At 65.6% G+C, this 14102-nt stretch carries 5 protein-coding genes; 3 read left to right on the forward strand and 2 right to left on the reverse strand.

Translation table 11 applies throughout. The annotated features are described in order from the left end of the window. The first annotated feature begins 9 nt into the window (after positions 1-9). The 3 genes from HFP89_RS10765 (at position 10) to HFP89_RS10775 (ending at position 11873) form a co-directional block, all read left to right on the forward strand. Entirely contained in the window at positions 10-8391 is an 8382-nt protein-coding gene (locus HFP89_RS10765) for a hypothetical protein (RefSeq protein ID WP_168717668.1), read from the forward strand. A gap of 2 nt (positions 8392-8393) precedes the next feature. Continuing rightward, positions 8394-10691 carry a beta-propeller fold lactonase family protein gene (locus HFP89_RS10770; RefSeq protein WP_168717669.1) on the forward strand — a complete coding sequence of 766 codons (2298 nt, stop codon included), beginning with the start codon at positions 8394-8396 and terminating at the stop codon, positions 10689-10691. 78 nt (positions 10692-10769) lie between these two features. Next, positions 10770-11873: a hypothetical protein gene (locus HFP89_RS10775; protein ID WP_168717670.1), complete on the forward strand. Its 1104-nt coding sequence runs from the start codon at positions 10770-10772 to the stop codon at positions 11871-11873. Positions 11874-12365: 492 nt separating this feature from the next. Here HFP89_RS10775 and HFP89_RS10780 read toward each other — a convergent pair whose 3' ends face one another. Together HFP89_RS10780 and HFP89_RS15835 are read right to left on the reverse strand one after the other, a co-directional pair. Beyond that, positions 12366-13817 carry an FAD-dependent oxidoreductase gene (locus HFP89_RS10780; protein WP_168717671.1) on the reverse strand — a complete coding sequence of 484 codons (1452 nt, stop codon included), beginning with the start codon at positions 13815-13817 and terminating at the stop codon, positions 12366-12368. After that, on the reverse strand, positions 13814-14102 hold a 289-nt coding region (locus tag HFP89_RS15835; protein ID WP_206212327.1), incomplete at its 5' end, for a hypothetical protein. The genes HFP89_RS10780 and HFP89_RS15835, both read right to left, overlap by 4 nt.

A 14102-nucleotide genomic window follows, 5' to 3' on the forward strand; every position in this document is an offset into this window, starting at 1 on the left:
GGCATCGACATGTCGCATCCAACACGAACCATCCTGGCCGCGGCCACCCTTGCGCTTGCCGCGCTTCCGGCCACCCAGGCGCGGGCGGAGTGGCCGCTCGGCTTCGGCAGCGCAAACGATGACGTCGTCATCGCTTCGGCCACGGCCTCGACCGGCGACGTACTGCTGACCGGCCACTTCAGCGGAACGATCGAGACCGAGGTCGGCACGCTGCAGAGCAATGGCCAGCGCGACATCTTCGTCGCCCGGGTCTCGGCCACCGGGAGGTTGCTCTGGGTGGCCAGCGGCGGCAGCCAGTTCGACGACACGGTCTACGACCTGGTGCTCGACGACGGCGACAATGTCTTCATTGCCGGGGATTTCCAGGATTCCGGCTTCTTCGGCGGCAACGAGATCGTCTCGGCCGGCCAGGTCGACGGCTTCATCGCCCGGATCGATCCGGTCGGCGACTGGCGCTGGGCTCGGCGGATGGGTGGACCGGGGCCGGACCGGGCGGCATCGCTGGATACCTTGCCGGGGGATGGGTCGCAGATTCCGCCGATCCCCGATTCCGTCGTCGCCGTGGGCTTCTACGAGTGCAGCGCGAGCTTCCAGGACGTCGAGCCGGATCCAGACCAGCGAGTCCCGTCGCTGAACAACGACAACTGCCCCGGCCGGGATCTGTTCATCGCCCGGTATTCGGATACCGGCGACGCATTGTGGGCGGTCGATCGGGCAGGTACGGCGACCGGCATCGAGTCGGCCACCCGGATCCGGATCGATGACGCCGGGCGTGCGTGGATCACCGGTCAGTTCGCCCAGGGGGGAACCACGGTCCTCAATTCGGAGAATTTCGATGGTCTTTCTCCGTGGACCTCGAGCAATCCGCAGTTCGGTTCGGTCCGGAATACGCTCTTCTCGTTCGGTTTTGCGACGGACCCTCCGGTCGCGATCACTTCGGATTTCTTCAACCCGGGCTTGGATCCCGCGCTGGCGCTTCGAGGCGGTGACGTCGATGTCGAGTCTCCCGTGCGCGATACCTCCGACTCGCAGCAGGTCCGCGTTTCGCTCGAAGGCCTGCGCGGATTCAACGACCGCATCGGCGGCTTGAGCCTGTTCGGCATCTATTCGGAGTATCCGGACGCCAACGACGACGTATACCTGGAGTGGTGGGGCTCGGACGATCAGTGGCATAGGCTCTACACCTTCCCGGGTGGCGGCGATGCGCGTGAGGAGTTCGATCTGACCGGTGATTCGTCGCTTGCGATCACCGATCCGAGGGCCTTCCATCCCGGCTTCAAGCTCCGCTTCGCCGGTCGAGGCTTCGACGGAATCGGAACGAGAACGGTGGGGGGGATTACATGGAATGTCGCGTACGACTGGTGGTTCTTCGACAATGTGGTGTTCGAGAAGACCGGTGTGTCCGTGCCGATGATCTTCAGCGTCAGCAACCTGAGGTCGCTGGATCCGCGAGTCAGTGACGATCAGACCGAGCTTCCGGAAGCACTGACCCTGAACGACATGACCTTGAGCGCCGACGGATCGTCGCTGTACGTGGCCGGGTCCACCAGTGCGCCGTTGACCTACTCACCCTGCGCGGGCCAGCCGGCCGGCGCCTACGTGGCCAGGCTGGGCCTTTCGACCAGCGGCGTGACCTGCCAGGCGGCAACCGGTGCGGCGGGAGGGATCGCCAACGGCATCACCCTGGACAACCAGGGTCGGGTGTACGTGACCGGTGAATTTTCCGGCACGCTCGATATCGCCGGCGAGAGCCTGAGCGCGGCCGGCATGAACGATGTGTTCATTGCCTCCTGGGAGCCCTCGGCCACCGGCAATGCCCTGAACCCGCGCTGGGCCACCGGGGGCGGGTTCTTCGATGAGACCGACGGGATTCCGGCGTTCACGGGCGGATTCGGCATGGATGGCGGCACCGCCATTTCGACCGACGGCGTCGGTAACATCTATGTCGCCGGCGCCTTCAGCGACGTGGCGACCTTCGGGGAGAACGTCACGGTGGCCGCCCTGGGCGGCACCGATGCCTTCCTGGCCAGTCTGACCCTCGACGGCCTGTTCTTCGAGCAGAAATCGTGGACGGCCGGCGTGCCGCTGATCCCACCACCGGAGGCGAAAGTCGACAACGTCGTTTTCGCGCCGGACTTCCGGGTCAATGGCCAGCCCTTCGACGCCATCGGCCAGAAGATCTTCAGCTGGCAGAAAGCCGATGGGGAAGACGCCAGGCTGATTCCGCTCCAGCCGTTCCCGGAAATCGAAGTCCGCTGGCGTCAGCAGGGCCTTGATCTCCAGGACCCGGCACGGATCAGCAGCCTGGGCGGCATCGGCTGGCCGAATCAGCCCTGCGGCGATCTCGAGAGTATCGATTGCTACCAGGTGCACATCATCGACGCGCCGGTCAATGCCGAGCCGGCTTCGGGCCAGTGGCGCGTGCTCGAACTGGTCGACCCTGAATCGGGTTCGAGCAGCCCGACCCTGGACTCGGGCGTCTTCAATGCCTCGCGAAGCGGGACGGCGGTGCTGGTCTACGTCAACGGACCGGAACCGGACCCGGTCCAGTATTCGACCAGCATCGAGATCGTTCGCACGCTGCCGGCGACGTCCACGCCGTTGTTCACCGACGGCGTGCCGGTCGAGATCGGCCAGAAGATCACCGATCCGTACCATGAAGAACTGGGTCGAACCGGGTTCGTGGTCAACGAGCTTGCCTACTACGATGGTGTCGGCCCCGACGCCGCCTACAGCCGGTCGTCGCGAACCGGCGCGATCATCCCGGTGAACCGGATCAACCCGGGCCGTTCCCAGGACCAGGGGCGCGAACTGGTCGTGGCCTGGTACCACGGCAAGTCCAGGGGCGTGTTCTGGCCGGAAAAAGGCGTTCGCTACGACCCGTTCTGGCCGCTGGACCCCGACCGGATCATCATCGCCAGCCAGCAGGGCGGGGAAGTGCTCGGCCAGCAGCCCCTGGATCCGCTGATCTTCCCGTCGGCCCGGATCTACTCGCAGAACGATCGCAGCCTGCCGGGCTACAACCCGAATGATGAACATGCGCTGATGGCGCCGTCATCGACCGGTACGCCGTTCGAGGCCGTGTTCGCGCTGCGTTCCGATTTCGGATCGGCGATCGCCGACGACCAGAGTGCGGCCTCCGATCCCTACGTGCTGGTCAAGTACTTCGATGCCGGCGATTCGGAATGGAAGTTCCGCGTCTATTCGGTCGAGGCCATCGGTGGCGGATTCACCAGTTTCCGCTTCAACGGAACCGCCGGCACGACCGTCGCGCCGCCGTATCCGGTCAGCCTGCTGCCGGGCTGTGCCGAGACCTTCGTGGTGGGTCAGGCGGCCAACGATCCGCAACCGCCGGCGCCGTTCTTCCAGGACTACAAGAACCAGCTGTGGGCCAAGTCCGCCGGCAGCGGCGACGTTCGCTATTTCTATCCGGCCCAGCCCGGCTGGCAGTTGGACCTCGACAACAACGACGTCAACGACCTCGAGCCGGGTGCCTGCGTTCCGTGGCTGGCCCGCCTGCCGAACGACCAGGGCGGCTCGGGCAGTCCCCGCGATCCGATCACCGTCGGCTACGACATCACCTGGCCGAGCGACACGCCGCTGCTGGTCAGCGGAGAGACCCTGCTGACGCCCAAGCGCGGTCTGCCGGACATCTTCAACCAGGCGGCCGTCGAGGTCGTGTTCGACGAAATCCAGGACACTCGGCCCGATCCGTTGCCGGACGAAACGCTGGCGCAGCTGATCGATCCGCTCAATCCCCGGTCCGTCGCCCTCGACGCGCTGCCGGACACCGTCGCCAGTTCGCTGCAGACCGATGGCACCCGCCTGATCCTCGGCTCGTCCGATGGGGTGACCAAGCTGCCGGCCTCGGTGCGCCAGCGCCTCGCCTACGACCCCTTGAACCGGCGCCTGATGCTCAAGGGAATCTTCGATGAAAGCGGGGTCGGCGAACCTTTCCTGTTGCTGAACGTGCTGTCGAAGCGCGACCGGGCCGCGTTGAAGGAAATCAACGACGGTGACGACAGCAACGAGAACGACTTCGACGGCGCCTGCGCCACCCCGGGCGATGCCTGCAGCTGGGACCAGGCCATCGAGGCCCTGTTCAGGCAGTCGCGGAATCCGCAGGGCGTCAACCGGATCTGCGAGTCCTCGTCGATCGGCGAGAACCGCATCCGCACCTGCGATGCGTCGCGCCCGGTGACCGTCGACGATGTCCTGGTCGGTGTACAGGACCGCAACGACGACGGGTTGCTGGAGCCGTTCCAGGCCGTCGGCGTCCGGCCGGCGCTGACCGCCGGACTCTCGCAGGGCTCCGGGTTCATGACCGTGGCCTTCAACAATGACGCGTCGCTGAATCCGCTGCCGGTCAGTCTGCAGGTCATCCGGGTCGGTTGCCTGGTCTCCGAGAATCCCGCGTTCACCAAGCCGTACCAGGGGCAGATCCAGATCATCGAGCCGGACAACATCTTCGATGAACAGCTCGTGCTTCGCCACAGCGGCGATTTCGGTGGCAATCCCGATGCGCTGGAGTTCCAGTGGTTCTTCCATCCCGACGTCGATGGCAACCCACCGCTGCCGCTGCCCGATCCGGCCACCGGCCAGCTCAACGGCTGGATCCAGTTCCCGACGCCCGATCCGCAGGGGGCGGTGGAGATCAGCATCGAGGGCGCCAACATCCAGACGCTGTCGGACAACTGGTACGTCGCGCGCTACCGGGGGTTGCCGACCTGCACCAACGACAGCGACTGGAGCATCTACGCCGGCGATCCGACCGCCACGCCGGTCGATCCGTCGCCGCAGCTGGCCGAAGGCTGGGTCAAGCGTGTGCTCGGTCGACTGAATCCGTTCGAGGCCCGCGTCAGCGATTTCGCCCAGGCCGCGACCAACAACTACGCCAGCATGCTGGTCCAGCTCGGCGAACGCTACGAAGGTCCGGTGCCGTTGACCAACGATCCCGACGTGCTGAACTCGCTCGGCCTGATCGAGACCTACACCACGGTGTTGAACCGGGCACTGGCGCTGTCGGTCAAGGGTACGCCGCCGATCGACTTCGGCCCGGCCAACAACGCCATCCTGCTGGTCGCGTCCCGGATCGTCGACTTCTACACCCTGCTCGGCAACGAAGCGTTTGCCGACGCGCAGGATCCGACCATCGGGATCACCACCAGCAACGGCGATTTCTCGCTGGCCCCGACGATCTTCAACTTCCAGAACCAGATGGCCACGGTGCTGGAAGAGGAGCTGACCCTGCTGCGCGGGCGGGACGAATCGCTGGGCGGCGTGGCCGGTGCGCCGGTCTACAACCGCCTGTTCTGGAACTTCACGACCGGCGACGGCGAAGTCGCGTATTCGCAGAGCTACAACATTTCCGACCAGAACTTCGATGGGTTCCTCGACGAGGACGACGCCCGAATCCTGTTCCCGCAGGGGCACGGCGATGCCTGGGGCCATTACCTGACCGCGACCGACGTCTACTACAACCTGCTGAACGAGGAGTTCTACAGCTGGAATCCACGGATCGAGTCGCTGATCGTCGCCGGTGCGCCGATCAATGTCGATTTTCTCGATGAACGGCAGTTCGCCGAAACCGCGGCCGCCAAGGCCCGCACCGGTGCCGAGATCGTCGATCTGACCTACCGCAGCGAATATGTCGCGGATCCCAACGGGCAGTTCCAGGGCTATGAAGACACCGACCCGGACCGGGCCTGGGGGCTGTCCGAATGGGGATCGAGATCCGGCATGGCGGCCTACTTCGACTGGGTCACGGTCAACTCGATCCTGCCGTCGGAAGATCCGGACCCGACCCATGTCGGCATCGAACGCGTCGAACGCGGCACGGTCGCCGAGATCGACGAGATCAGCGCGATGTACGCGACGATCCAGGAGCAGGTCGATGAGGCCGACGCCGGCCTGAACCCGCTGGGGCTGGCCGATGGCGTGCTGGTCTTCGACATGGATCCCAGCCAGCTGGACCGCTTCAACAAGACCAATACCGAACAGGTGCTCGAGCGAGCCGAAAGCGCGCTGGCCAATGCCATCGAGGTCTGGGATTTCGCCAACGAACTCAGCAACCAGATGCGCCGCAACCAGAACGAAGTCGAAGACCTGAATCGCGACTCGCGCGCCCAGGAGACCGATTTCGCCAACCAGTTGATCGAGATCTTCGGTACGCCGTATTCCGACGACATCGGTCCGACCGGGAACTATCCGGCCGGGTACGACGGAGCCGACCTGTACAACTACATGTTGATCGACGTTCCCGCGCTGGCCGGTACGGCCTTCGATTTCGACGGCGGCCTGAATCTGGCGGATGGCGAATCCGCGTTCCGGGTCAACAGTTTCGACGGTCAGTACACGCCGGTCGGCAACGGAATCGATTTCTTCAACTGGACGCCGATCGCCGAGGGCGAGGAGTATGAAGGCAGCAACGGCGTGCTCTGCTCGATCTCGCCGCTGGCCGAAGGTTGCGCGCTGGGCGATCTGGCGACCGAGAACGAGGACGGCGACAACCTGCTCAATGTCACCTACACCACCATCGAATCCCCGGATCTCGGGTTCTGGTTCACCAAGCCGACCGATTGGACCGGGACCCGTCGGGCGCCCGGGCAGCTCCAGGAAATCCTGCAGAACATGCTCCAGGCACGGATCGCGCTGCGCCAGTCGCTGGTGTCCTACGACCGTCTCCGCCAGGAAATCGATGCCAAGATCGACGAACTCGAAGCCACCTTCGACACCACCCAGGACAACCTGAACCTGACGATCCAGCAGCGCAACGAGCTGCAGGACCTGACGATTGCGACCCAGGTCATGAAGAACAGCGCGATCGTGGCCAAACGGATCGGTGAGTTCACCGATTTCACGTTCCGGGATACGGTCGAGTGTATTCCCCGGGTGTTCATCGCCGGCCTGGCCGCCGGTGGGGACATGACCTCGGGTATCCGCTGCGGCATCAAGCAGGCAGGCAACGGCGTGAAGCTGGCCCTGGACACCGTCGCCGACGGCCTGGAAATCGCGTCCAATGCGACCGATGCGGCCAAGGAAGACGTCAGCCAGGTCACGGGCATCGAGACTGCGATCAACGACGCCGAGCTCAACCTGTTCAACGTCAAGGGCGAGATCGACGAGATGATCCGTGAAGAGCCGATCCTTCGGGCCGAAGTGTTTGCCCGCGCCGAGGCCATCAAGCAGCATCTGAACGACTACAAGGCCACCCTGGCCCGCGGTCTGCGCGTGCTGGAACGGCTGAAGAGCTTCCGCCGGAACGGCGCGGCGGAAGTCCAGGAGTATCGGTACCAGGACCTGGCGTTCCGCATCTTCCGCAACGACGCGCTGCAGAAGTACCGTGCGGCCTTCGACCTCGCGGCTCGCTACGTCTACCTGGCGGCCTCGGCCTACGATTACGAGACCAACCTGCTCGGCACCGACGGCGAGTCCGGTCAGTCCTTCCTGACCGACATCGTTCGCGAGCGGAGTCTGGGTTCGGTCATCGGCGGCCAGCCGCAGCCGGGGTCTCCGGGCCTGGCCAGCCAGCTGGCCCAGCTGAGGCTCAACTTCGAGGTCCTCAAGGGCCAGATGGGCTTCAACAACCCGCAGGTCGAGACCAATCGCTTCTCACTGAGAGAAGAGTTGTTCCGAATTCCACCCGGACCGGAGGGCGACGCCGAATGGCGGGACAAGCTCGAAGAGCTCCGCGTCGACAATATCTGGGACTATTCCGACTTCCGGCGCTACGCGCGGCCGTTCGCACCCGAATCGGCAGGACCGCAGCCGGGCCTGATCATCGAGTTCCCGACGAATGTCACCTTCGGGTTGAACTTCTTCGGCTGGGAGCTGGGGCCGGGCGATTCGAGTTACGACTCCAGCCAGTTCGCGACGCGAATCCGCTCGCTGGGCTCGTGGTTCGGCAACTATGCCGAGCTGCCGCTGGCCGATGATCCACGGATCTACCTGATCCCGGTCGGTGCCGACGTGCTGCGTGCGCCCGACGCCTTCGATTTCCGGACGCGCGAGTGGCAGATCGTCGAGCAGGTCATGCCGGTGCCGTTCCCGATCAGCAGCCAGGACCTGGAGCGCTTCGACTGGTCGCCGCTGACCGACACGCTTTCCGGGTCGGCGGCGGAAATTCGTCGCTACGGTCGCTTCCGGGCCTTCCATTTCGACGAACAGAACTTCGACGATGCGGAGGTCACATCCGACAGCCGGCTGGTCGGCCGCTCGGTCTGGAATACCAAGTGGGTGATGATCATTCCGGGAGGGACGTTCCTCAACGATGCCAACGAAGGCCTGGAGACGTTCATCAACGGCACCGAGATTCCAGGCGGCGAGCGTGACGGCCAGGGCGTCAGCGACATCCTGATCTTCTTCAAGACCTACGCATATTCGGGGCAGTGATCATGAAACGACTCCTTACGTCTCTTGTGATGTGCCTCGCGGTCGGCAGTGTCAGCGCCAAGATCGAGGCACCGGACCACGTGCTCTACGGCTCGGTGAGCCTGTTCGGGAATCCGGTTCCGGAAGGGCAGCTGATCGAGCTGCGGCTCGTCTCCACCGGGGAGGTCCTGGCGCGCTACCGACTCGGCTCCAGCGACCGGCTCGGGAGCTTGTATGCATTGCGGATTCCGATGGACACCGTCGAACCGCGCCCGGCCGGTCGCGGCCGGCCCGGCGATCCGATCAAGGTCTTCATCGGCGATGCGCTGGCGGGCGAAACGACGATCGGCGCGGAAGGTCGGGCCGTTCGCCTGGACCTGGATCCGCAGAATCTCGCCACCGGTCCCAGCCTCGAGATCACCGATGTCGAAGTGTTCGAGGGCAACGGTGGCACGACGCCGGTGGTGTTCGATGTTTCGCTCAACACCACCGATCCGGACGACGTCATCCTGTTCTGGCGGACCCGGGACAACGGCGCGACCGGCGGAGCGCTGTGCAGCCCCGGCGTCGATTACATCGCGGAGGACGATCAGCAACTCATTTTTTCACCGGGCGAGATGCAGAAGACGATCACTCTTCAGGTCTGCGGCGATAGCGTGATCGAGCCGCTGGAGCGATTCTTCCTCGACATCATCGGTGTCCAGAACGGCGTTCCGTCACGGGACGCTGCCGTGGCCACGATCATCGATGACGACAACGTGCCCGAACTGCGTGTTGCCGATGTCTCGGTGATCGAACCGTCGTCCGGTCAGACGGCCGCGGCGGTGTTCCGACCGCGCCTGTCGAGGAACTCCGACTTCGAGGCGAGGATCAGCTATCGCACCGAGCCGCTCAACGCGGTGCCCGGCGTGGACTACACCCCGGTGCAGGGCACGGTATCGATCGCGGCCGGCGATCTGGAGGCCGTGGTGCCGGTGCCGATTCTCAACGCGCCGGGCGCGCTGCCCCCACGCAGCTTCCACATGATCTTCGAGAATCCGTTCAACCTGACGGTCACCGATGACCGTGCCCTGGGGCTGATCATCGATCGGGCCTTCCGTCCGGCGGCCCTGGTGGAACAGCAGGTGGTCAATGGCCGGGACGTCACCGGCCTGGCCGATCCGACCGCGATCGCGCTTTCGCCGGACGGAGAACACGCCTACGTCGTCAGTGAAAGCCTGGATACCCTGGCCGTGTTCCGACGCAACAGCGGCGCCGATGCGCTCGCCTTCAGCGCCTCGTATTCCGCGGCCACGACCGGCTTCGAAGATGCGTTGCTCGATGGTGCGCTGGATGTCGTGGTCAGCCCGGACGGCCTGAACGTGTACGTTGCCGCGCGCACGGCCGACGCGATTTCGGTGTTTGCGCGGAATCCGGCGACGGGTGCGCTGAGCTTCGTTCAGAATCAGGTCGATTCCGAAATGAGCACGCCGGAATCCACCGTACCGAACGCGGGTCTTCGCGGCGTACGCCAACTGCTGGTTTCGGCTGACGGCGAACAGGTCTACGCGGTGGGTGCGGCCTCGAACGGTCTGGCGGTCTTCGCGCGTGACGGGACGACCGGCGCGCTGGAATTCCTCGAGGCGGAGGTGACCGGTGTCGACGATCCGCAGGATTCCGGCGGCACCGTTGTTGCCATGACCGGCCCGTCCGGCCTGGTCGAAGCGCCGGACGGCGCGCAGATCTACGTCGCGTCGCGCCTCGGTAACGCGGTGCAGGTGTTCGCTCGGGATACCGACAGCAGCAGCGAGGACTTCGGACGGCTCAGTTACGTGACCGCGCTTCGGGACGGACTGGACGGAATCAGCGGCCTGCGCGGTGCGTTCGATCTGGTGCTCAGTCCTGGCGGGGAGCAGCTCTACGTCAGCGCCGAAAGCGAGAATGCAGTCACGATCTTCGACCGCGATGCTTCCGGAGCGCTGAGCCTTCGGACGACCATCGAGGGTGCTACGCAGGACGTGCCCGGACTGGTTGGCCCGCAGGGCATCGCGATGGCGCCGGACGGGCTGGAAGTCTTCGTCACCGGTTTCGGCGATGACAGTCTGACCATCTTCCGGCGCCTTACGGAGGCCGAAGACGGCCTCGAGCCCGGTGACCTGGTGGTGCGTCAGACGATGTTCGACGACCAGGGCTCGGTGCTGTTCATGGCCGGCCCCACCGACGTCGAGGCCAGCGGAGACAACGAGTACGTCTATGTCGTTGCCAACGAGGACAACGCGATTCTGGTGCTGCGTCGGATTTCGCTGGACGTGATCTTCTTCGACGGCTTCGAGACCCGCTGAGACGGTCCGATCCGGCGATCGGCCCTGTTCGCGTCGTCGCGGACAGGGCCGAAGTCCTGCGGTATCCTGTTTCTCGCCATGGTCTCCGATCAACGCCTGTTCTCGACCTCGATCCGATGCGCATTCGGCGCGGTGCTGTTTCTGACCGTCGCACTGGCACAGGCCGAGGACGAATCGGGGGAACGCGACGCCGAGGAGCGCCGCGAGGACATCGAGGAGATCATGGAGGCCTCCTGCCGCGACGAGCAGGGCCGCCCGGAAAGCTGGCTGGATCGCACCCATTCCTACCTCAGCCGCAAGCTGTGCGAGCCGGCGGCCTGGTTCGACGGCTTCTTCGGCGATCCGCGGGCCGCCGAGGAGACCTCGGTCGGCAGCTTCTTCCGCCTGCGCAATTCCCTGATCTGGGACGAGACCGAGAATTTCGGCCACGACATCCGGGTGTCGGCCAACCTGAGCCTGCCGCGGGTGTCGGACCGGATTCGACTGTTGATCGCCAGCGACGACTCGGTCGAGGGTGACGTGGGCTTCGCCGATGTCCAGCGCGACGAGGACGAGCAGACCCGGCTGGGCCTGCGATTCCTGCTGTCGGAGACCGGCCGTACGCAGTTCGACCTCGACGGCACGGTCAAGGTCAACACCTCGGGGTTGAATCCCCGGGTCCGGGCCCGGGGTCGCCACACCTGGGGACTCAGCGACACGACGCTGGCACGCTTCACGCAGACCGCCTTCTGGGAGCGCGAGGACGGCTTCGGCACGGTCTCGCGGGCCGACTGGGAGTGGCTGCCCGATTCGCTTTCGCTGGTTCGTCTGACCGGCCGGGGCACCTTCTCGGAGGTCTCCGACGGCGTCGACTGGCGGGCCGGGCTGATCGGCTTCCGCCAGCTGAACCGGACGACCGCGATCCGAAGCGAGCTCGGCGCGTTCGGCTACACCCGGCCGGAGTACCGCGCCGAGGAACTGTTCATCAATTTCCGGTACCGTCGCGCGTTTCTGCGCGACTGGTTGTTCTACGAAATCCAGCCCGAATACGCCTGGCCCTACGACGAGGAGCGCGGCGAGCGCCGATCCGACCTGCGCCTGATCCTGACCCTCGAGATCCAGTTCGAGAATCCTGTCAGCCGGCGCGAGCGCGCCGAGCGCCAGGGCGACGAGGCGCCGCTGGATCACTATCGCGGGCGATGACCCTGGCGGTGGACTCGAGGAGCAGGCTGGCGCGGAGATCCACGATGCGCACCGAAGATCGCTAGTGGGCCATGCGGATCGTTCGGTGCCAGTCAGCCGCCGCACAAGCGCGGTGGGCAAGGCGCGCGAGTGCAGGACGGGCCGTAGCCAAGTCAAGCGAGCGGAACGCAGCCCACGGTGCTTGTGCGGCGGCCCTTCGGGCGCCACTCTGCCGGCGCGACTCGGCCTTGCGTTTCCTGGCAAGGGCGCGGCCATTCCCTGCGGAACGCGCCTTGATTCGCACCGGCACGGCGGCTCCGAGCGTTACCGAAGGATCCGCATGGCCCACTCGCCCGCATCAATCATGAATCGCCGCGATGATTGCGCCGGGAATTGTTCGCACAGGGGATTTTCCGACCGAGCGGACTACCATGCTGTATTTCCGAGCGAGGACGATTCGCTGTGCGGACAAGGACCCAGCAAGGGCGCGAGCTCATTCATGAATAATGCGGGCTAGGCCGTGCGCTGAACGCCCCGTTGCGCCGTGACCGGCTCCACGCCCAGCGAGCGGGCGATCGCCTGGGCGGCTTCGCGGCCTTCGAACACGGCGGTCACGACCAGGTCGGCGCCGCGCACCATGTCGCCGCCGGCGAAGAGCCTCGGATTCGATGTCTGGTGGGGCAGGGCGCCGTTCTCACCGACCCGGACCCGACCGTCGTCTTGGAGCGTCGCGCCCGCCGCGCTCAGCCAATCCGGCGGATCGGGCCGGAAGCCGAACGCGATGATCACCACGTCGGCCGGCAGCGTCTGCTCGCGGTCGGGCACCGCCTCGGGCCGGCGCCGGCCCTGCGCGTCGGGGTGGCCGAGCCGCGTTTCGACCAGTCGGACGCCCTCGACCCGGCCATCGCTTCCGGCGATGCCGACCGGCTGGCGGTTGAACAGGAATTCCACGCCCTCGTCGCGGGCGTTCTTGACCTCGCGACGGCTGCCCGGCATGTTGGCCTCGTCGCGGCGGTAGGCGCAGGTCACCGAGAATGCGCCCTGGCGGATCGAGGTGCGCACGCAGTCCATCGCCGTGTCGCCGCCGCCGAGCACGACCACGCGCTTGCCTTCGACATCGATGTACGGGAAGCGCGCGTCGCTGGAGCCGAGCACGCGATGCACGTTGCCGATCAGGAACGGCAGCGACTCGACCACGCCGTCGAACTGCCGGCCGGGCAGGTCGCCGGTGACGTAGCGGTAGGTGCCCAGGCCGAGGAACACCGCGTCGTACTCGTCGATCAGCTCGTCCAGCGTCACGTCGCGGCCGACCTCGACGCCGAGCCGGAACGCCACGCCCATGCCTTCGAGAATCTCGCGCCGGGTCTCGACCACGTGTTTCTCGAGCTTGAAGGGCGGAATGCCCCAGGTCAGCAGCCCGCCGATGCGGGCATTGCGGTCGAACACCACCGCCTCGATCCCGTGGCGGGCCAGCACGTCGGCGCAGGCCAACCCGGCCGGCCCGGCCCCGATCACGGCGACCCGCTTGCCCGTCGGTTGCACGTGCGAAAGGTCCGGCCGCCAGCCCTGCTTGACCGCCTCGTCGGTGATGTACTTCTCGATCGAGCCGATGGTGACTGCGCCCAACCCGTCGTTGAGCGTGCAGGCGCCCTCGCACAGCCGGTCCTGCGGACAGATCCGGCCGCAGATCTCGGGCAGCGAATTGGTCTGGTGCGAAAGCTCCGCGGCCTCGAACAACCGCCCCTGGCGGACCAGCCGCAGCCAGTCGGGAATGAAATTGTGGACCGGACATTCCCACTCGCAATACGGGTTTCCGCAGTCGATGCAGCGCGCCGACTGGTCGGCCGCACCCTCGGCTTCGTACTGGCCGTAGATCTCGTTCCAGTCGCGGACTCGGATGGGGACCGGGGTTTCCGCCGGGTCCTTTCTCGGGGTTTCGAGGAAGTGGAGGGTGCTCGGTTTCATTCCGGGGTTCCTCTATGTTTGCTTGGCAGCGGCTTGTCTGGCGTGCTACCGGCTTCGAATTCAACATCAAAAGCATTTCGCCGCTGGCTGCGCCAGCTTATGCGAGTTACTTTTGTGGCGACGATTGTCATGACAAGCGTAACCAAAAGCGTTCTTCCCGCAATGGCGCCCGAGCGCAGCTCGGGCGCCATTGTGGGGGCTTGAAACCATTGCCACGGAAGAGCAGTCGCCATCGCCGGCCTGTTGGAGGCCGCTTGCGGGCGAAGGGTGGTCCCGGCGGAAACC

The sequence above is a fragment of the Wenzhouxiangella sp. XN79A genome, from assembly GCF_012272825.1.
Taxonomy (GTDB): Bacteria; Pseudomonadota; Gammaproteobacteria; order Xanthomonadales; family Wenzhouxiangellaceae.